This is a genomic window from Flintibacter sp., assembly GCF_046973065.1.
The window spans coordinates 1-20508 of record NZ_JBKVXZ010000032.1 but is presented as its reverse complement, the minus strand read 5'-3'; the positions used below and the strand labels follow the sequence as shown (position 1 = coordinate 20508).

The 20508-nt window shown below is 60.6% G+C and carries 21 protein-coding genes and 1 other annotated feature; of the genes, 19 read left to right on the top strand and 2 right to left on the bottom strand.

Annotated features, from left to right (window positions below):
- Positions 1 to 16 precede the first annotated feature (16 nt).
- The 4 genes from ACLTXB_RS11825 to ACLTXB_RS11810 all read left to right on the top strand — a co-directional run bounded on the left by ACLTXB_RS11825 (position 17) and on the right by ACLTXB_RS11810 (position 4198).
- Positions 17 to 1204, top strand: coding sequence for a CobW family GTP-binding protein (locus ACLTXB_RS11825; RefSeq protein WP_428227131.1), 1188 nt, complete (start codon positions 17 to 19; stop codon positions 1202 to 1204).
- 11 nt (positions 1205 to 1215) lie between these two features.
- Complete coding sequence (locus tag ACLTXB_RS11820; protein ID WP_428227130.1) at positions 1216 to 2163, top strand: GTP-binding protein; 948 nt, start codon at positions 1216 to 1218, stop codon at positions 2161 to 2163.
- Between the two features lie 225 nt (positions 2164 to 2388).
- A complete protein-coding gene (locus ACLTXB_RS11815) occupies positions 2389 to 3252 on the top strand; it encodes a transketolase (protein WP_428227129.1) in 864 nt (287 codons plus the stop codon).
- A 1-nt stretch (position 3253) separates the two neighbouring features.
- A complete protein-coding gene (locus ACLTXB_RS11810; protein WP_428227128.1) occupies positions 3254 to 4198 on the top strand; it encodes a transketolase family protein in 945 nt (314 codons plus the stop codon).
- Between the two features lie 60 nt (positions 4199 to 4258).
- Here ACLTXB_RS11810 and ACLTXB_RS11805 read toward each other — a convergent pair whose 3' ends face one another.
- Together ACLTXB_RS11805 and ACLTXB_RS11800 are read right to left on the bottom strand one after the other, a co-directional pair.
- Positions 4259 to 5182: a 4Fe-4S binding protein gene (locus ACLTXB_RS11805; RefSeq protein ID WP_328245606.1), complete on the bottom strand. Its 924-nt coding sequence runs from the start codon at positions 5180 to 5182 to the stop codon at positions 4259 to 4261.
- 167 nt (positions 5183 to 5349) lie between these two features.
- Positions 5350 to 6264, bottom strand: coding sequence for a LysR family transcriptional regulator (locus ACLTXB_RS11800; RefSeq protein WP_428227127.1), 915 nt, complete (start codon positions 6262 to 6264; stop codon positions 5350 to 5352).
- Positions 6265 to 6397: 133 nt separating this feature from the next.
- Here ACLTXB_RS11800 and ACLTXB_RS11795 point away from each other — a divergent pair, with 133 nt between their 5' ends.
- From ACLTXB_RS11795 to ACLTXB_RS11725, 15 genes are all read left to right on the top strand, one after another.
- Positions 6398 to 6982: a chromate transporter gene (locus tag ACLTXB_RS11795; protein ID WP_428227126.1), complete on the top strand. Its 585-nt coding sequence runs from the start codon at positions 6398 to 6400 to the stop codon at positions 6980 to 6982.
- Positions 6983 to 7558: a chromate transporter gene (locus ACLTXB_RS11790; RefSeq protein WP_110440326.1), complete on the top strand. Its 576-nt coding sequence runs from the start codon at positions 6983 to 6985 to the stop codon at positions 7556 to 7558.
- Positions 7559 to 7667: 109 nt separating this feature from the next.
- Positions 7668 to 8756 (top strand): DUF2974 domain-containing protein, encoded by a 1089-nt coding sequence (locus ACLTXB_RS11785; RefSeq protein WP_428227125.1) that lies wholly within the window; start codon positions 7668 to 7670, stop codon positions 8754 to 8756.
- A gap of 73 nt (positions 8757 to 8829) precedes the next feature.
- Positions 8830 to 9573, top strand: coding sequence for a DUF554 domain-containing protein (locus tag ACLTXB_RS11780; protein ID WP_428227124.1), 744 nt, complete (start codon positions 8830 to 8832; stop codon positions 9571 to 9573).
- A 108-nt stretch (positions 9574 to 9681) separates the two neighbouring features.
- Complete coding sequence (locus tag ACLTXB_RS11775) at positions 9682 to 10221, top strand: RNA polymerase sigma factor (protein ID WP_428227123.1); 540 nt, start codon at positions 9682 to 9684, stop codon at positions 10219 to 10221.
- Positions 10218 to 11795: a hypothetical protein gene (locus ACLTXB_RS11770; RefSeq protein WP_428227122.1), complete on the top strand. Its 1578-nt coding sequence runs from the start codon at positions 10218 to 10220 to the stop codon at positions 11793 to 11795. The genes ACLTXB_RS11775 and ACLTXB_RS11770 overlap by 4 nt, the downstream gene beginning before the upstream one ends.
- A gap of 105 nt (positions 11796 to 11900) precedes the next feature.
- On the top strand, positions 11901 to 12740 hold the full coding sequence (locus ACLTXB_RS11765) for a fumarate hydratase (protein ID WP_428227121.1): 840 nt from the start codon (positions 11901 to 11903) through the stop codon (positions 12738 to 12740).
- Positions 12741 to 12754: 14 nt separating this feature from the next.
- The gene (locus ACLTXB_RS11760) at positions 12755 to 13324 is read left to right on the top strand and encodes a Fe-S-containing hydro-lyase (RefSeq protein ID WP_008981101.1); all 570 of its coding nucleotides are present in this window, start codon (positions 12755 to 12757) and stop codon (positions 13322 to 13324) included.
- Between the two features lie 3 nt (positions 13325 to 13327).
- Complete coding sequence (locus ACLTXB_RS11755; protein WP_428227120.1) at positions 13328 to 13960, top strand: DUF1847 domain-containing protein; 633 nt, start codon at positions 13328 to 13330, stop codon at positions 13958 to 13960.
- 115 nt (positions 13961 to 14075) lie between these two features.
- Positions 14076 to 14732: a Crp/Fnr family transcriptional regulator gene (locus ACLTXB_RS11750; RefSeq protein WP_151076098.1), complete on the top strand. Its 657-nt coding sequence runs from the start codon at positions 14076 to 14078 to the stop codon at positions 14730 to 14732.
- Between the two features lie 31 nt (positions 14733 to 14763).
- The gene (locus tag ACLTXB_RS11745) at positions 14764 to 15801 is read left to right on the top strand and encodes an ABC transporter substrate-binding protein (RefSeq protein ID WP_428227119.1); all 1038 of its coding nucleotides are present in this window, start codon (positions 14764 to 14766) and stop codon (positions 15799 to 15801) included.
- Entirely contained in the window at positions 15788 to 16555 is a 768-nt protein-coding gene (locus tag ACLTXB_RS11740; RefSeq protein ID WP_428227118.1) for an ABC transporter permease, read from the top strand. Before ACLTXB_RS11745 ends, ACLTXB_RS11740 begins: the two co-directional genes overlap by 14 nt.
- A complete protein-coding gene (locus ACLTXB_RS11735) occupies positions 16542 to 17117 on the top strand; it encodes an ATP-binding cassette domain-containing protein (protein WP_428227117.1) in 576 nt (191 codons plus the stop codon). The genes ACLTXB_RS11740 and ACLTXB_RS11735 overlap by 14 nt, the downstream gene beginning before the upstream one ends.
- 162 nt (positions 17118 to 17279) lie before the next feature.
- Positions 17280 to 18659, top strand: a complete 1380-nt coding sequence (locus ACLTXB_RS11730; protein WP_428227116.1) for an alanine/glycine:cation symporter family protein — start codon at positions 17280 to 17282, stop codon at positions 18657 to 18659.
- 50 nt (positions 18660 to 18709) lie between these two features.
- Positions 18710 to 18920, top strand: a binding site (T-box leader).
- Between the two features lie 88 nt (positions 18921 to 19008).
- A partial coding sequence (locus ACLTXB_RS11725) for a valine--tRNA ligase (RefSeq protein WP_428227115.1) occupies positions 19009 to 20508 on the top strand: 1500 nt, incomplete at its 3' end.

Sequence of the window (20508 nt, the reverse complement as noted above, 5' to 3'; positions counted from 1 at the left end):
AAAGGACGAATTCACCATGACAAAAATCGACATTGTCTCCGGCTTTTTGGGCGCCGGCAAGACCACTCTCATCAAGAAGCTGCTGGACGAGGTGTTCCGCGGCGAGAAGATCGTGCTCATCGAAAACGAGTTTGGCCAGATCGGCATTGACGGCGGCTTTCTGAAGGACGCCGGGGTGGAGATCACCGAGATGAACTCCGGCTGCATCTGCTGCTCTCTGGTGGGCGACTTCGGCGCGGCCCTCAAGCAGGTTCTGGCCGACTACGCCCCTGACCGCATCGTCATCGAGCCCTCCGGCGTGGGCAAGCTGTCCGACGTCATTGCCGCCGTGGAGCGCGTCCAGGCCGAGGCACCCGATCTGCACCTCAACAGCTTTGTCACCGTGGTGGACGCCACCAAGGCCAAGATCTATATGAAGAACTTCGGCGAGTTCTTCAACAACCAGGTGGAGCACGCCAGCGCCATTCTCCTCTCCCGCACCCAGAAGATGGACGAGGCCAAGCTGAACACCGCCGTGAAGCTGCTGCGGGACAAAAACGCCAAGGCTGCCATCCTCACCACCCCCTGGGACCAGCTCACCGGCGCTCAGATCCTTTCCGCCATGGAGGGCGGCCACTCTCTGGCCCAGGAGCTGATGGAGGAAATCGCCCACCAGCATCACCACCACGACCATGATGAGCACTGCGACTGCGGCTGCCACGATCACGACCACGAGCATCATCACCACGATCATGAGCACGAGGACGAGCATCACCACCATGACCACGACGAGCACTGCGACTGCGGCTGCCACGATCATGACCATGACCACCATCACCACGAACATGACCACGACCACAGCTGTGACGAGGCTGCCTGTGACGCCTGCCTGGCCTGCGATATGGGCCACGAGCACCACCATCACCACCACGACCACGACGCCGACGAGGTGTTCACCTCCTGGGGCCGCGAGACGCCCCGGAAGTACAGCCGCGAAGATCTCCAGGACGCCCTGTCCGCCCTGGCCATGGGCGAGGATTACGGCGTGATCCTCCGTGCCAAGGGTATCCTGCCCTGCGACGACGGCCAGACCTGGCTGCACTTCGACCTGGTGCCCGGCGAGTTCCAGATCCGGGAGGGCGCTGCCGACTATACCGGCCGTCTGTGCGTCATCGGCTCCGATCTCAAGGAGGAACAGCTGGAGAAGCTGTTCCTGCTGGCGTGAGGTGACGGAACATGCCTGATTCCCGAATTCCTCTCTATTTGATCACCGGCTTTCTGGACAGCGGCAAGACCACCCTGCTTATCGACACCCTGAATATGGACTACTTCAACGACGGCCAGCGCACCGTGCTCATCCGCTGTGAGGACGGCGAGGAGGAGTACGACCAGGAGAAGCTGTCCAAGCGCAACTGCCGTCTGGTGCCGGTGGAGGACCAGTCCCAGCTCACCCGCGGCTTTCTGGACGAGGTGGAGCGGCGCTATCAGCCCGAGCGCGTCCTGCTGGAGTATAACGGCATGTGGCCCATCCAGATCCTCCGGGATCTGAAGCTGCCCCGGGAGTGGGGACTGTACCAGGCCATCCACGTCATCGACGCCACTACCTTTGAGATGTACCGCACCAACATGCAGTCCATGATCGTGGACCAGGTGTCCGAGGCAGACATGGTGCTCTTCAACCGCTGCACCCCGGACATGCCTCTGTCGGGCTGGAAGCGGTCCATCCGGGCGGTCAACCGCATGTGCGAGATCGTCTTTGAGGACAAGCGTGGCGAGGAGCTGGAGGTGGAGGACATCCTCCCCTACTCTCTGGACAGCGACCACCTGGAGCTGGAGGATGACGATTACGGCATCTGGTATATTGACATCCAAGACCACCCCGAGCGCTACGAGGGCAAGACCGTCACCTTTAAGGCCCAGGCCATGACCAGCATGAAGCTGCCCAAGGGCACCTTCATTCCCGGCCGCAACGCCATGACCTGCTGTGTAGACGACATCCGTTTCTTCGGTTTCCTGTGCAAATATGACCGCAGCCGCTCCCTGCGCAAGGGGGAGTGGGTCACCGTCACCGCTCAGATCCGCTGGGAGCACGCCGCCGTCTACGAGGGTGAGGGCGTGGTGCTCTATGCCCAAACCGTGGAAAAGGCCGAGCCTCCCAAAGATCCCCTGGTTTATTTCCGCTGATTTTCCTTCCCCCGGTGAGGCATTTTGCCCTGCCGGGGGATTTTTCTGTCTCTTGGAGCCACCTCAAGGTTGACACCACTCTCCGTCACGCACTATAATAAACTCAGAAACTTATCATACATTCCATCTGTTCGGAGCATTCCGTGGGGGCTTGGTGCCCTTTTGTTTCGGACCCTGCGGGACTGGCCCTCCAGTCCACTTTTTATGCAACGGAAGCCAATGCGTATGAAAGGAGCGATCTACTTGACCGCAGCAGAAAAAAAGCAACTGATGGCCACCGCCTGTAAGGTGCGCATGGGTGTTATTGAGGGAACCCACGCCGCCAAGGCCGGTCATCCCGGCGGCAGCCTGTCCGCCGCTGACCTGTTTACCTACCTGTACTTTAAAGAGATGAACGTGGATCCCAAGAACCCCAAGTGGGAGGACCGGGACCGCTTTGTCCTGTCCAAGGGTCACACTGCCCCCGGCCTGTACGCCGCCCTGGCGCTGCGGGGATTCTTCCCCGAGAGCGACCTGCTCACCCTGCGCCACATCGGCAGCCACCTCCAGGGCCACCCCAACATGAACGAGACCCCCGGCGTGGACATGTCCACCGGCTCTCTGGGCCAGGGTGTCTCCGCTGCCGCCGGCATGGCTCTGGCCGCCAAGTACCAGGGCAAGGACTGCCGGGTGTACACCCTGCTGGGTGACGGCGAGATCCAGGAGGGCCAGGTTTGGGAGGCCTTTATGCTGGCCCATCACTACAAGCTGGACAACCTGTGCGTTATCATCGACAACAACGGCCTGCAGATCGACGGCAACATCGCCGACGTGATGAGCCCCTACCCCATCCCTGAGAAGCTGAAGGCCTTCGGTTTTGAAGTGGCTGAGATCGACGGCCACGACTTTGAACAGATGGAGGCCGCCTTTGCCAAGGCCAAGGAAACCAAGGGCGTGCCCTTCGCCATCGTGATGAAGACCACCAAGGGCAAGGGCGTCAGCTACATGGAGAACCAGGCTGGCTGGCACGGCAAGGCCCCCAATGACGAGGAATACGAGAAGGCCATGACGGAGCTGAAGGCTCAGCTGGCAGAAGTGGAGGCGATGTAAGATGGCAGACGTGAAAAAGATCGCAACCCGTGACAGCTACGGCAACGCTCTGAAGGAGCTGGGTGCCGAGCACGACAACCTGATCGTCTTTGACGCTGACCTGGCCGGCGCCACCAAGACCGCCACCTTCCAGAAGGCTTTCCCCGGCCGTCACTTTGACTGCGGCATCGCCGAGGGCAACATGATCGCTGTGGCCGCCGGTGCCTCTACCATGGGACTGGTGCCTTTCGCCTCCAGCTTTGCCATGTTCGCCGCCGGCCGCGCCTTTGAGCAGGTGCGCAACTCCATCGGCTATCCCCGCCTCAACGTGAAGATCGGCGCCACCCACGGCGGCATCTCCGTGGGCGAGGACGGCGCGTCCCACCAGTGCTGTGAGGACTTCGCCCTCATGCGCTCCATCCCCGGCATGGTGGTCATGTCTCCCGCCGACGATGTGGAGGCCCGTGCCATGGTGAAGGCCGCCTACGAGTATGTGGGCCCCGTCTACATCCGCTTTGGCCGCGCCGCTGTCCCCGTGTTCCACGAGGAAGAGGGCTACACCTTTGAGATCGGCAAGGGCGAGGTGCTCCAGGACGGCACCGATGTGGCCATCATCGCCAACGGCCTGATGGTCGCCGAGGCCATCGAGGCGGGCAAGGTCCTCGCCGAGGCCGGCATCTCCGCCCGGATCATCAACATGGCTACCATCAAGCCCCTGGACGAGGAGCTGGTGCTGAAGGCCGCCAAGGAGTGCGGCAAGATCATCACCTGTGAGGAGCACAACATCCTGGGTGGCCTGGGTGAGGCTGTGTGCGGTGTTCTGGCCGAGAAGTGCCCCACCCCTGTGCGCCGCATCGGCGTCAACGACGAGTTTGGCCACTCCGGCCCCGCTGCCGCTCTGCTCAAGCAGTTCGGTCTCTCCGCGGAGCACATCGTGGAGGTCGCCAAGGACTTCTGCGGCAAGTAATTTGTGTATAAAAAGTGCCCCAGGCAGTAGCCTGGGGCACTTTTTTGCGTTATTTTGATGTTACTGAGCCAGGATCTCGTCCTTACGCTCCAGCAGCTCATCGGACATCAGCATCTTCTTGACCTCGTCAAAGCCCAGACGGGTGACGGTATCGGCAAAGCGCTCCTTGGGCTCGCCGTAGGCCTTGAAGAGCAGCATGCACTTCTCCACCATGTTCAGCACTTCTTCCTCGCTGGTGAAGATCACATCCAGGCAACGGCCCATAGCGGTGCGCTTGCCCCAGCGGCCGCCCAGATAGACCTGATAACCGGTGGTCTGGGCCTCAATGGCGTGGAAGGGGCACTTGCGGATGCAGCGGCCGCAATGGTTGCAGGTGTTGGGGTCGATGGTGGCTTTGCCCTCCACGACCTTGGCCACGTGCATGGGGCACTCCTTCTCGCACATCTTACAGCCCTTACACAGCTCAGGGTGGACCAGGGGGATCCGCTGACCCACGATGCCCACGTCGTTCAGGTCGGGCTTGACGCAGTTGTTGGGACAGCCGCCCACGGCAATCTTGAACTTGTGGGGCAGCTTCACCTGATTGTAGCCCACAAAGAAACGCTCATGGATCTTTTGGGACAGAGCGTAGGTGTCAATGAGGCCGTACTGGCAGGTGGTACCCTTACAGGAGACCACCGGGCGCACCTTGGCGCCGGTACCGCCGGTCTCCAGACCGGCCTGCTCCTTCAGATACTGACGCAGAGGCTCGATGTTCTCAAAGGGAACACCCTGGATTTCCATGGTCAGGCGGGTGGTCATGGCGATCTCGCCGCTGCCGAACTTCTTGGCGGCCTCAGCTACCACCGCGCACTCCTCGGCTGTAATCTTTCCGTTGCGGGTGATGACCCGGCCATTAAAGCGGTCGGCAGTCCGCTTGTCCCACAAAAAGCCCAGGCCCTTGACCCGGGTGATCTCACTCTGAGGAATCTTGTTTTCACTCATAGATAATATAACCTCCCTGTTTTCCGTACCGCAATTTCATGCAGCACCGGGCATAAAATCTGCCGCATGTCCAAAGGACCCGGAAGGCTTCCCCACCTTCCTCTGCCGTACAGCCGGTCCTGGACATTCTTTTACAGATACTAGCATACAGGAATCCCTTTCCCCTGTCAATCACCTGCTGCACACGATTCTCCCTCTATGTCCTGGGGAGAGAGCAGTTCAAACAGCTGCCGGTACCGCTGGGCGAAGACGCTGCCCTTACGCCACAGGAAGGTGATATCATGGCTCTCCTGAAAATCCTCCAAGGGAATAGCCCGCAAAAGCCCCTGTCCCAGCTGAGGCTGAGCCGCAGCCTGATAGAGAAATCCCACCCCGCAGCCCAGCAGCAGCAGTTTTTTCAATACATTCATGTCGCTGACCTGAATGACGCTGCGAAAATCCTCCACCGCCCGATTCTCCCGACTCAGCGCCCGGCGGATGATCTCCCGGTTGCCGGAACCCGGCTCCCGCACCACCAGAGTCTCCCCCAGAAGGTCGGAGAGCACCTTAGGCTCCTGCTCAAACTGATACTCTGCCCCGCATACCGCCAGATAGGGTTCCCGCCGGTAGAGAAGGGAATCGTAGTCGCTTTTGCAAAAATAGCCCTCCACGATGGCAAAATCCAGCTCTCCCTGGTCCAGGGCGGCGCACAAACGTTCTGTATTGGACACCCGCATGGAGATGGGCGCGTCGGGATACAGCCGGTGGTACCGGGCCAGAGGCTCCGGGATCAGCGACATACCTACGGTAGGCGTCACGCCGAAAACCAGACGGTGGGCTCCAGGTCCCGGATCGTGAAGGCGGCGGCGCAGCATCTGCTCATCATGCTTTACCGTCAGCGCCATGCTCCGCAGCAGCTCTCCTTCCCGGGTCAGGGAGAGGCGCTTGTTGGCATAGGTGAACAGCGGTGCCTCATACTGCTCCTCCAGCCAGCGGATATGCTGGGAGACGGCAGGCTGGGTGATGTTCAGCGCTTCGGCAGCCCGGGTATAGTTCATATATTGGCACACAGCCAGAAAAGTATCCATTCGAAAATCTAGCATGGGTATCCCTCCTGCTTTTATCATAACATAGATTTATATATAAATAAAGATAAACAATTTTTCATTATGGAAAAAGTATGTTATGATAAGGCCACCTCAGAAAAAGAGAGTACGAAAGGGGAAACAACTTGTTATGAAAACGAAAGAGAACCCGGCACGGATGCTGTGGCAGCTGTTTAAAGCCACCTTCCTGCTCAGCGCTTTCACCTTCGGCGGCGGCTTTGTCATCGTATCCCTGATGAAGAAGAAATTCGTGGAAGATCTTCAGTGGCTGGAGGAGGAGGAGATGCTGGACATCACCGCCATCGCCCAGTCCTCTCCCGGTCCTATTCCTATCAACGCCTCGGTAATCCTCGGGTACCGGATGTACGGAGTGATCGGCTCCCTGGTTGCCATCCTGGGCACCGCCCTCCCCCCCATGATCATCATCTCGGTCATCTCTGTTTTCTACACCCAGTTCCGCTCCAACCGCATTATCGCCATCGCTCTGCAGGTCATGCGGGCCGGTGTAGCGGCAGTCATCTTCGACGTGGTCATCAACCTGGCCAAGAACGTGATCGCCACCAAGCGTACCCTCTACATTCTCCTCATGGCCACCGCTTTTGTGGGTAAGGTCATTCTGGGCGTAGACGCCATGATCGTGATCCTGTGCTGCCTGGTGGTCGGCCTGGTGGATCTGGCCATGAAGCTGCGCAGCAATCGAAAGGTGGTGGCGTAAATGAACATCCTTACGCAGTTGTTCTTCGCCTTCATTCAGGTAGGCATGTTCAGCGTGGGCGGCGGCTACGCCGCCATCCCCCTCATCCAGAACCAGATCGTGGACATCCACGGCCTGATGACGCTGGCTGAGTTTACCGACCTCATCACCATCGCGGAGATGACCCCCGGTCCCATCTCCATCAACTCCGCCACCTTCGTAGGCATGCGCCTGGCCGGCATCCCCGGCGTGCTGCTGTGCACCCTGGGCTGCATCATCCCCTCCTTCTGCATCTGCCTGGCTCTGGCCCACTTCTACTACAAGTACCGCAGTTTCAGCGGCGTGCAGACCGTTCTGTCCGCCCTGCGCCCCGCGGTGGTCGCCCTTATCGCCTCCGCCGGACTGTCCATCCTGCTGCTGGGTGTGTTCCAGTCCGACCTGGCCCACGTGGCTCTCTCCAATTTCCGCTGGATCGAGGCCGTGATCTTTGCGGGCGCCCTGTTTATCCTGCGCAAGTTCCGCCCCAGCGCCATCGCCGTCATCTTCGGCTCTGGCGTGGTAGGCACCGCAGCCTATCTGCTGCTGGGCCTGGCGTGAGCCTCTCTCCTTTCCACCCGGAACGGGATCTCCCGTTCCGGGCATTTTTTCTTGTCTTTGACACCCCGCCCTGCTATCATGAAATCACCATCCAACAAGGAGGAGTTTTGTGGGTACCATCTTTGACTACCTGGACTGGCGGGGAGACATCCCCTTTGCCCAAGTTCCTTTGAACCCAGTGGACGCGCTGATTTTATCCACCCTAGCCTACGTTCATTTTCAGGACCTGGTCCCCCAGCGGCCCGGTCCCGGCGTGCCTCTGGCCCAGGCCGCCCAGGCTTTTCTCTCCCTTCCGGAATCTTCTACGGAGGATCGGGTACGGTGTGACAACGACCGAAAGCTCCTCCGTGCCCTGATGGACGCTCCCCGGTTTTCCGGGCTGACGCTCACCTTTCACCAGGATATCTTCTCTCCCCAGCGGGAGACTCAGTTTGCCGCACTGGCCATCCGGGTGAGCCAGGCAGAGACCTTTCTGGCCTTCCGGGGGACCGACTCCACTCTGGTAGGCTGGAAAGAGGACTTCAACATGAGCTTTCTGGACACCGTCCCCGCTCAGCAGGCCGCCCTGGACTACCTTACCGCCTGGGTCGCCCACAGCCCCGGTCCTGTTATTCTGGGCGGCCATTCCAAGGGTGGTAACCTGGCCGTCTACGCCGCCGCCCTGGCCTCCCCCACGGTACGGGACCGGGTCAAAGCGGTGTACAACAACGACGGCCCCGGATTTACCAAAAAGGTGCTCACTGCGCCCGGCTATCTGGAACTCATCCCCCGTATCCACTCCTTTGTTCCCCAGTCCTCGGTGGTGGGAATGCTGCTGGAGCATGAGGACCCCTACACCGTCATCAAGAGCCGCCAGCTGGGCATTTTCCAGCATGACCCCTACTCCTGGGAGGTACAGGGCGGCGGCTTTGTGGTGGTAGATCAGGTGACGCAGGGCAGCCGAAAGCTGGACCAGACGGTAAAAAGCTGGCTGGACGCCCTCACTCCAACGGACCGGGAAGTTTTCCTGGACGGCCTGTATCAGGCTCTGGCGGGCACACAAGCCCGCTCCCTGGATGACCTGGCCCAGCCTAAAAATCTGTACACCGTCTTTCAGGGCCTCACCCGTCTGGACGAGGGAACCCGTACCAGCATCGCCCGCACCCTGGGACTGCTGGCCAAATCCGCCGCAGGCGTGCTATTAGACGACGATTCCTGACAATCTCTCTTTACATCCCCCTGAAATCTGCTATACTAAATGGTTAGTGCAGCAGATTTTGGGGGTGTTTTTTATGGTGGGCATGGGTACCATCGCCAACGTGCTGGCCATCGTCGTGGGCGGCTACATCGGCCTGCTGGCCAAAGGTGGGCTGAAGCAGTCTGTTCAGGACAGCGTCATCCGCTCCCTGGGGCTGGCCACTCTGTTTATTGGAGCAGGCGGAGCCCTGTGTGGGATGCTGGTGGTCTCTGACGGAGGACTGTCCACCGTCAGCACCCGGGACACCCTGTTTATGATCCTCTCTCTGGCTCTGGGTACTCTGGTCGGCGAATTTTGTGATTTTGACGGCAAGATGGAGCGGCTGGGCGTGTGGCTGAAAGCCCGTGCCGACCGTAAGGGAGGCGACAACCAGTTTGTCCAGGGCTTTGTCACCGCCTCTCTGGTGGTATGCATCGGTGCCATGGCCATTGTGGGCTCTATCCAGGACGGTCTGTCTGGCGACCCCTCCACCCTGTATACCAAGTCCATTCTGGACTTTCTTATTGTCATGATCTTTGCCTCCACCTATGGCAAGGGAGCCATTTTCTCCGCCCTGCCGGTGGGAGTGCTCCAGGGGACGGTCACTCTGTGCGCCAGGCTCCTCTCTCCCGTGTTCAGCCAGCCCGTTATTGACAATCTGTCCTTCCTGGGCAGCATGCTCATCTTCTGTGTGGGCGTCAACCTGTGCTTCGGCACCAAGTTCAAGGTTGCCAATATGCTGCCCGCTCTGGTCTTTGGTGCGGTGTTTACCGCCGCTGGACCGCTTCTCCCCTTTTAATTCCCTTTGCCCCGAGCTGAGATCATCGGCCCGGGGTAAATTTTTTCGTGGGATTTCCCGCCAAGCCGCGTATATACCAATAGAAACAACAACCAGGGAGGTGAGGACATGGACCTATGGGCATGGATGGAGCGTCTGGGCCAGGACGACCACGAGGCCCTGGAGCATCTGCTGGCCCACTACGACGGCATGCTGCGCTATATCATCAGCGGCATGCTCTCCGATCCCCAGGACCAGGAGGACTGCCTGGCCCAGGTCCGCGCCAAGCTGTGGGAGGGCCGTCACCAGTATGACCGGGAGAAGGCCAGCCCCACCACCTGGCTCACCGCCCTGTGCCGCAATACCGCCTACGACCACCTCCGCGCCCAGCGCCGCCGCGGATTTCCGGAAGAACTGGACCCCCGCCGTCCCGACCCGGCCCCCGGACCGGAGGAGAAGGTGCTTCAAAAGGAGCGGATCCAGCGTCTGCAGGAGGCACTGGACAAGCTGTCCGCCTGGGACCGCGCCCTCTTCTACCGCAAATATTACTACCTCCAGTCCACTGCCCGGATTGCCGCCGAGCTGGGCACCACGGAGCGAGCCGTGGAGGGGAAGCTCTACCGCATCCGCAAACGCCTGCAAACCTTGTTAGGAGGTGACGCCACATGAAGCCGGATGAATTTGACCTCCAGCTGATGGACGAGATGTCCCAACTCCCTCCCCCTGCTCCGGAGGTGCACGACTATACCCCCTGGCAGGCCTCCATCCGTAAGATCATCTGGGGCATGGTGCTGATCACCTTTCGCTTTGAATTCTTCTCCCTCCAGTACCTGTTGCCCCTGCTGGGAGCCACCCTCCTCTATCTGGGCTACCGTTCCCTGCGGAAAAGCGACCCTTGGTTTACTCTGTGCTGGAGCCTGTCCGCCTTTCTGCTGGTCATCCACATAGCCTATGACATTCTGACAGCCACCCCAATCATGGCACAAATCACGCAAAATACAGTCCTCAACAACTCCCTGACAGCCCTGATGGTGGTTGCCAACGCGGTGATTCTCTTCGCCCTGCGTGCCGGTATCCGCCGCCGCTTCGCTTCCGTAGCAGGAGTGAAACCCAAGGACTGGCTGGGCCGGGGACTGGTCGCCTACCTTCTGTGCCTGGCACTTGCCCTGTGGTCCACCCTGGAGCCAGCTACCGAATCCGGCCTGTTCGGCGACTCCATTACCAACGACTGGCTCTACTATGGCCGTATCCTTGCTGTCATCGTATTCCAGATCTATCTGCTGGTCTGCATCTTCCGCCAAAGTGAGTCCCTGGTCGGCCAGGGGTATGACATTGTTCCCGCACCGGTCCGGCTGCCAGGCAAGTTCTTCGTCCTGGGAGTCTTTCTCCTGGTTCTGCTGGCTATTCTCCCTGCTCTGTGGCTCAGCTGCTACCTGCCCATCGGGGAGACCCAGGAGGTCACCGCCCCCCTGGCCGGCTACCAGACCGCCGTACGGGACCATCTGGTAGAGCTGGGTCTGCCCCAGGAGCTGGCCGACACCCTAGACGAGGCAGAGCTTACCCGCTGCAAGGACGCCTACGCCGTGGAGACCGGGTCCTGGAGCGACCTGAATCTCACCGATGACATAGTCCCCCAGACCGAAGGAAATGATCTTCTTGTCCAGGTGGAGGACACCCAGGCCCGCTTCTCCGTGTGGCTGGTCTTTCTTCCCCAGGGGCAAGTGCGGTGGTACTACTTCTTCCAGTACGACACCCTGCCTGCTCTGCGCCTTCAGGAACAGTTCTCCCTGGACGTATCGGGCAACGATGCTCACGACGACTACACCGCCGCCCTGCTCTGGCAGGAAGGGGAGACTGCCTACCTCTCCCATCCCCAGGTGCAGCTGGCCGGCGGCCAAACCGCAGAGGAACTCAACGAGGCGCAGCAGTGGTGGTATGAGGAAGAGCTGGAGCGGCTGGGACACCTCCACTACGCCCCCTACTTCTCCTTCTCCATCCCCCAAAAGGCTACCATGCTAGGCGGCTATCTGGCCTATACCGCAGATGCCAGCGAACACTTAGAGCGAGAAAACGACTATCCTTACTACGACTTCACCCATCTCTTTCTCCGCCGCCAGACCTCTTTACTCCACTACCCCTTCCGCTCCATCGACGACCTGGGAGGTTTGGGCTCTTTGGGCGCTTACGGCCCCATCCGCTCCGCCTACGGAACCTTTGAGTACTCCGCTCCCTTCCCACAATGATCGAAAATTCCGCCGGAACTCCCGGCGGGATTTTTTTGCCCTCCTCTGGAAATGCCAGTCCCATTTTGATACAATGGAGAAAACGCGAAGAAAGAGGGAATGTGTATGCGTACCATCCAAGCCGCCGCCATCACGGAAGCGGTGGCTCGCCTGTGCATCCAGGCCAACACCTACCTGCCCGCCGATATCGTCGCCGCCCTGGACCGGCAGCGCAAGGCGGAGCCCTGGCCCCTGGCCAAGGAGACTCTGGGCCTGCTGTGGGACAACATGAAGCTGGCCGAGGAGACCCACATGCCCGTCTGCCAGGACACCGGCATGGCCTGCGTATTTGTGGAGCTGGGCCAGGATGTGCACATCGAGGGCGACTTTGAGGCCGCCATTCACGAGGGCGTGCGCCAGGGCTACGGCGAAGGGTATCTCCGCAAGTCCATCGTGGGCGACCCTCTGCGCCGGGTGAACACGGAGGACAATACCCCTGCTGCCATCACCGTGCGCCTGGTTTCTGGGGACCGGTGCACCCTCACCGTGGCTCCCAAGGGCTTCGGCAGCGAGAATATGAGCCGTCTCGGCATGCTTAAGCCCGCCGACGGCGTGGAGGGCGTAAAGAACTTTGTCATCGAGACCGTACGTCTGGCCGGCTCCAACCCCTGCCCCCCCATCGTGCTGGGCATCGGCATCGGCGGCAGCTTTGACAAGGTAGCCTATCTGGCCAAGCACGCCCTGCTGCGCCCCATCGACCAGCCCAATCCCGACCCCTACTACGCCCAGCTGGAGCAGGAGCTGCTGGAGGCTGTCAACGCTCTGGGCGTCGGTCCCCAGGGCTTCGGCGGGCAGACCACCTGCCTGGGGCTGTCCATTGAGACTGCCCCCACCCATGTGGCCGGACTGCCGGTGGCCGTCAATGTGAGCTGCCATGTGACCCGCCGGGCCACGGAAGAGCTGTAAAGGAGGTCCATGTCATGCAATATAAACTGACCACTCCCGTCACCCGGGAGGATCTGGCTCCCCTGCGGGCCGGAGATACGGTTCTGCTCTCCGGGGTGGTATACACCGCCCGGGACGCCGCTCACAAGCGGCTCATGGAGCGGCTGGACGCCGGGGAGCCCCTGCCCTTCCCTCTGGAGGGCAGCGCCATCTATTACGTAGGTCCCACTCCGGAGAAGCCCGGGCAGGTCATCGGCTCTGCCGGTCCCACCACCAGCGGGCGGATGGACGCCTACTCCCCCCGGCTTCTGGATCTGGGCCAGTCCATCATGATCGGCAAGGGCAAGCGCAACCAGGCGGTCAAAGATGCAGTGGTACGCAACGGTGCGGTGTATCTGGCTGCCCTGGGCGGCGCAGGCGCACTCATGGCGGGGAGCGTCAAAGAGCTGGAGGTCATCTGCTGGGAGGATCTGGGCTGTGAGGCCGTCCGCCGTTTGGAGGTAAAGGATTTTCCCCTTACGGTAATTCTGGATTCCCAGGGCGGCGACCTCTACGAGAGCGGTCCGGCGGCATACCTAGCTTCCCTTGAGGCAAAGGAGGGGTAAAGGATGTTCACCTGCACCCAATGTGCCATCGAGGCCTGCCGTTCCGGACAGCTGGACAAGATGCCCAAGAACTGTCCTATGCAGGATCCGGCCTTTTTTGAGCAGCTTTTAGAGGAATACTTTAAGCCGGAGAACCACGACTTCTTTGTCACCAGCGCCGTCATCGAAGCGGCGGGCTACTGCCGCTGGCCCCGTCTGCGGGAGACAGTGGAGTTTGCCAAGCGGATGGGCTACACCAAGCTGGGCCTGGCCTTCTGCGCGGGACTTCATAAGGAGGCCGCCATTGTAGACCGCATCTTAAGACAGAACGGCTTTGAGGTCTCCTCCGTGATCTGCAAGACCGGTTCCATCCCCAAGGACCGTGCCGGAGTCCCGGCGGATTACCGGGTACGCCCGGGCCCCTATGAGGTGATGTGCAACCCCATCGCCCAGGCGGAGCTGCTCAACAAGGAGGGCACCCAGTTCAACATCTGCCTGGGCCTGTGCGTAGGCCACGACTCCCTCTTTTATAAATATTCCAAGGCTCTGGTCACCACCCTGGTGGCCAAGGACCGGGCCACAGGCAACAACCCCGCCGCCGCCATCTACTGCGCCGACGGATATTTCAAATCCCGGCTGGATCTCAACAACCCTTAATTCTTTTCATTTTTAAGACCGGAGCAGTCGCTCCGGTCTTTTTTCTTCTTGACCGGGACACTCCACCGTGGTATGATCACTCTGTCTCAAATAAGACAGTTTGGAGGTGTCCCCTGTGACGGAGCTTACCGCGGCCGAGCGTTCCCTGCTGAGCCGCTGCCCCCTGCTTCTGGGCGGGGATGAGGCACTGGTGCTGCGCGTTGCCGGGTCGGAAGACGCCTGGGTCCAGGATTTTGCCGCTGGTGAGGTACTCTACCAGCCACACCGGTTTCTCCGCTGTCTGGGGGTACTGCTCTCCGGGCAGGTCCGGGTGACCAATGGGGCCCTGTCAGTCAGCACCCTGGAGGCTGGAGAACTCTTCGGAGCCGCTGCTCTCTATAACGACGCCCCTGACTACGCCACGACTCTCACCGCCCACACCCCCTGCCGGGCTATCTTCTTTCCCCAGGCCACGGTGGACCGGCTGCTGGGGGAAGAACCTCTGCTGCGCCGCAACTACCTGCGCTATCTCTCCGGCCGCATCCGATTTCTCTCCGGGCGGCTCCAGTCGGTGACCCAGTCGGGATCGGAAGGCAAGCTGGCCCGCTATCTGCTGGCCAATGCCGTGGACGGTCCGGTCAACATCTCGGCCACCGATCTTGCCCGGCAGCTGGGACTCAGCCGCGCTTCCCTCTACCGGGCCTTTGACGCACTGGAACAGGCGGATCTCATCCGCCGCTCAGGGAAGACCATTGAAGTTCCCAGCCTCCCCGCCCTCCAGTCCGTCCTATAATTTTGTAGTTTCAAAACGAAAGGAAGATATTATGAAACGCAAACTCTCTCTGCTCCTGTGCGCTGCACTCACCCTGTCCCTGCTGGCAGGCTGCGGTCCTAAAAATACCGGCAATGGCTCCGCTTCCGGTTCGGACAGCACCTCCCAGTCCACCAGTCAGAACACCGGGGACCGCACCCAGGTAGACTTCATGGTCCTCTCCGGCCCCACCGGCGTGGGCGCGGCCAAGCTGCTCTCTGACAACGACGCGGGCACCACCCTCAACGACTACAATGCCGAGGTGGTCACCGAGAATGGCCAGATTCAGACCGCCCTCACCTCCGGTGAGGTGGACATCGCCGCCATCGCCACCAATGTGGCCGCCAATCTTGCCGCACAAAGCGACGGCTCCATCCAGATGCTGGCGGTGAACACCCTGGGCGTGCTGTATATCCTGGATAAGAATGTAGGCGTCACCTCCCTGGCCGACCTGTCCGGCAAGACCATCTACACCACCGGCAAGGGCGCCAATCCTGAGTACATTCTCAACTACCTGCTCACCCAGAACGGTGTGGACCCCGCCACTGACGTAACCATTGAGTGGCTCACCGCCGAAGAGGTTTCCGCCAAAATGATCTCCTCCGACAGCGCCGTGTGTATGCTCCCCGTTCCCGCTGCCACCGCTCTGATGGCCAAGGACTCTGCGGTCAAGCAGGCCATCTCCCTGTCCGACGCATGGGACGAGCTGGGCAACGGTTCCCTGGCCATGGGCTGCGTGGTGGCCCGCACCGAGTTTATCGAGGAGAATCCCCAGGCTGTGGCCGACTTCCTCACCGAGTATGAGGCCTCCATCAACTACATGAAGGACGAGGCCAATGTGGATACCGCCAGTGAACTGGTGGCCCAGTATAAGATCACTCCCTCCACTGCCATCGCCGCTGCGGCCATTCCCCAGTGCAACCTCACCTTTGCCTCCGGTCAGGAGATGAAGGACCTGGTGGAGGGTTACTTCTCCGTTCTGTTCCAGGCCAATCCCGCCTCCATCGGCGGCGGAATGCCCTACGACAGCTTCTACTATGGCGTGGCGTAAATTTCTGACTTATCTGCTGCCCCCGGCCTTTTGGCTGGGGGGTTGGCAGTTGGCGGCCCTTTTTGCCCAGAAGCAGAAGCTGGGCATCTTCCTACCCACCCCCTGGACCGTAGTCCAGACTCTGGCTGCGCTTTGCGTCACCGGCGAATTTTGGTGTACCATTGCCCTGTCTCTGGGCCGCATCCTGGCCGGCATGGTTCTGGGCACTCTGCTGGGCGCTCTGCTGGCCGCCCTCACTTGTGCCTGCTCTTGGGCCGACCTTCTCTTCTCCCCTGTGATCCGCATGATCCGGGCCGTCCCGGTGGTGTCCTTCATTCTCTTGGTCATGCTGGCGGTATACCGCTCTACGGTCCCCATGGTCATCGTCACCCTGATGGTGCTGCCGGTAGTGTGGAGTAACGTGAAGCAGGGCATTGGCCAGGCAGACCGGCAGCTATTGGAGCTGGGACGGGCCTATCGCTTCTCCCGCTGGAAGAAGGTCAAGCTCATCTACCTCCCCTCTATCCAGCCCTATTTTCTCTCCGCCGTTACCACAGGCATGGGCCTAGCCTGGAAGTCCGGGGTAGCTGCCGAGGTGCTGTGTACCCCTCGCCAAGCCATCGGCACCGAGGTCTACAACGCCAAATTTTATCTGGAGATCCCCACACTTTTTGCCTGGACGGCGGTGGTGGTGGCCCTGAGCCTGACCATGGAGTGGCTCCTGGCTGCCGCCGTGCGGCGCTGGAAAGGAGGTGCGTCCCATGCAGGTCACTGATTTGACCCTCTCTTTTGGGAAAAAACAGGTGCTGGACCGCTTCTCCCTGAAAATTCCCCAGGGAGTGACGGTCCTCTCCGGCCCCTCTGGCTGTGGAAAGACCACCCTCCTGCGGGTCATTGCCGGACTGGAACATCCCCAGAGCGGACAGGTGGAGGGAATCACCCCCGCCGAGACCGCCTTTCTCTTTCAGGAGGACCGGCTTTTTCCCTGGCGCACGGTAGAGCAGCACCTCACCGACATACTGCCCCGCAGCCGCTGGGATGAGGTCCCCCGCTGGATCGCCCTGGCGGAGCTGGAGGGGGAGGAACACCGCCGTCCCGCCGCCCTCTCCGGCGGGATGCGCCGCCGGCTGGCTCTGGTGCGCTGTCTGGCTCTGGGTGGAAAACTCTACCTGTTGGACGAGCCCTTCACCGGCATCGATCCGGAACGCACAAAGCGGCTGATGACCTTTCTGCGGGAGCTGGGCACACCGGTTCTGCTGTCCAGCCACGAGACTCAGGTACTTTCTCTGGCCGACCAGGTGGTGCAGCTGGACGGATATCCTTTGCATATTTTGTAGAGTTTTCTCCTATTTTTCCCATTTTCCGTCCTTTTTTGCATTTTAACGATCTCTTGCTTGCATCTCTCCTCAAAAACCGCTATAATGTGGAGTATCTTTAGCCCTTTACACGGGCACAGCGGATGTGTGTGTTCCGCTGAAACACGAGAGCGAGGGATCACAATGCTTGCACAAATCGAAGCCATTAACAGTGCGGTAAACGGTGTGGTCTGGGGTCCTATCATGCTGGTTTTATTGGTTGGCACCGGCATCTACCTCACCTTCCGCACCCGGGGGCTGCAGGCCCGGCGCTTTGGGTTCATCCTGCGCAACACCATCGGCACCCTGTTTTCCAAGGATAAGAAAAAGAGCGGCAGCCAGCATAACCTCACCCCCTTCCAGGCGGTATCTACCGCTCTGGCCGGTACGGTGGGCACTGGCAACATTGCCGGCGTTACCGGCGCCATCTTTGTCGGCGGTCCCGGCGCGGTGTTCTGGATGTGGGTTTCCGCCTTCTTTGGCATGATGACCAAGTACGCTGAGATCGTGCTGTCCGTGAAATACCGTCAGGTAGACGAGAAGGGCGCCCACTACGGCGGCCCCATGTACTACATTGAGAAGGGCGCAGGCCAGAAGTGGCTGGCCATCCTCTTCGCCCTGCTGGGCGGCATCGCCTGCTTCGGCATCGGCAACATTGCCCAGTCCACCGAGATCGCCGGCGCGGTGCAGTCCCTCACTGGATTGGATCCCCTGTATACCGGCATCATCCTGGCCATCCTCACCGCCATCGTCGTCATCGGCGGGGTCAAACGCATCGGTCAGGTGGCCTCCTACCTGGTACCCTTTATGGCCTTGTTCTACATCGTGGCCGGTCTGGCCATTATCCTCCTGCGCATTACCGACGTGCCCGCCGCTCTGGCCTCCATCTTTACTCAGGCCTTTAGCCTGGAACCCCGTGAGATCGGCGGCGGTGTGGCCGGCTACACGATTATGATCTCCATGCAGCAGGGCGTGGCCCGGGGCCTGTTCTCCAACGAGGCCGGCCTTGGTTCCGCTCCCATGGCTCACGCCGCCTCCGATACTCAGGAGCCGGTGGAGCAGGGCATGTGGGGTGTATTTGAGGTATTTGTGGACACCATCGTGATTTGTACCCTCACCTCCATGGCCATCCTCCTCTCCGGCGTTCTGGAGTATGACCTCAGCTCCTTCGCCTCCAACGGCGCGGCGGCCGCAGCGGCCTTCAACGCCATTCTCCCCGGCACCATCGGCGGCACAGTCCTGCAAATTAGCCTCTTGTTCTTCGCCCTGTCCACCATTCTTGGCTGGAGCTACTACGGCGAGCGCTGCTGGGGTTACCTGAGCAACAACAACAAGGTGGTCAACGTCATCTTCAAAATCGCCTTTGTCCTTATGTGCGTGGTGGGCTCTGTGGGCTCCGGCACCCTCATGTGGAACATCTCCGACACCCTCAACGGTATGATGGCCATCCCCAACCTGGTGGGCCTGCTGCTCCTGTCCGGCACGGTCATTCGCCTGACCCGGGAGTATTTTGACAAGAAGTGAGTGAAGTTCCCCATTGACATTTGGAAACCGCCTCTTTATAATGTTATTTTGTAAAAGCATTGCGGAAGAGGAGTAGCCTGCCCAGGCGGCACAGCGAGGAGACGGTCGGTGCGAGTCTCCCCCCAAAGCAGGTGAAGGTGGCTTCCAAGCTCCGTCCCCCAAGTCGCAGTAAGGGACGGCGGCTCCCGCCGTTACCGGGTCAGAGCGCGGGCCTCCGGTCCGAACTCAGGTGGTACCACGGACGTTTCGTTCGCCCTGAGCCTTTTATGGCTCAGGGCGATTTTTTTGCCCGGAGCCGAACCCCGCCCGGCCCTGCCGGAGCACACAACAGAGGAGTGTTACAACACCCATGAAAAAAGAACTGCCAAAGGTTTATGAGCCCCAGGAAGTCGAATCCCGGGTCTATGAGACCTGGGAGAAGAACGGCTGCTTCAAGGGTCACCGTGACCCGGAGCGCAAGCCCTTTACTATCGTCATGCCTCCCCCCAACGTCACCGGCCAGCTGCATATGGGCCACGCCATGGACTGCGCCCTGCAGGATATCCTCATCCGCTTCAAGCGCATGGAGGGCTACGCCGCCCTGTGGGTACCCGGCATGGACCACGCCGGCATCGCCACCCAGATCAAGGTGGAAGAGGAGCTGCGCACCAAGGAGGGTCTGACCCGCTACGACCTGGGCCGCGAGAAGTTCCTGGAGCGTGTCTGGGACTGGAAGCACAAGTACGGCGACCGCATCGTCAAGCAGCAGAAGAAGATGGGCGTCTCCTGCGACTGGGACCGCGCCCGGTTCACCATGGACGAGGGCTGCTCCAAGGCGGTGCGTGAGGTCTTCTGCAGCCTGTATGAGAAGGGCCTCATCTACAAGGGCAGCCGCATCATCAACTGGTGCCCCCACTGCGTCACTGCTCTGAGCGACGCCGAGGTGGAGTATCAGGACAAGCCCGGCTACTTCTGGCACATCCGCTACCCCATCCAGGGCGAGGAGGGCCGCTATGTCATCGTGGCCACCACCCGTCCTGAGACCATGCTGGGTGATACCGGCGTGGCCGTCCACCCCGACGACGAGCGCTATAAGGACATCGTGGGCAAAAAGTGCATCCTGCCCCTGGTGGGCCGTGAGATGCCCATCGTGGCTGACGAGTACGTGGACATGGAGTTCGGTACCGGCTGCGTAAAGATGACCCCCGCCCACGACCCCAACGACTTTGAGGTCGGTCTGCGCCAGAACCTGGAGACCATCCGCGTGCTGGACGACAACGGCAAGGTGGTGGAAGGCTACGGCAAGTACTCCGGTATGGACCGCTATGAGGCCCGTAAGGCCATCGTGGCCGATCTGGAGGAGCAGGGCTATCTGGTGAAAGTGGAGCCCCACCAGCACAACGTGGGCACCTGCTACCGCTGCCACAGCGATGTGGAGCCCATCATCTCCGCCCAGTGGTTCGTCAAGATGGCGCCTCTGGCCAAGGAGGCCATTCGTGTAGTGGAAGAGGGCGAGACCAAGTTCGTCCCCGACCGCTTCTCCAAGACCTACCTCAACTGGATGGAGAACGTCCACGACTGGTGTATCTCCCGTCAGCTGTGGTGGGGCCACCAGATCCCCGTGTGGTACTGCGACAACTGCGGCCATATGACCGTCAGCCGCGAGGATGCCTGCGAGTGTGAGAAGTGCCACTCCAAGAACATCCACCGGGATCCCGACGTGCTGGACACCTGGTTCTCTTCCGCCCTGTGGCCCTTCTCCACTCTGGGCTGGCCCGAGGAGACCGAGGACTTGAAGTACTTCTACCCCACCGACGTGCTGGTTACCGGCTACGACATCATCTTCTTCTGGGTGGCCCGCATGATCTTC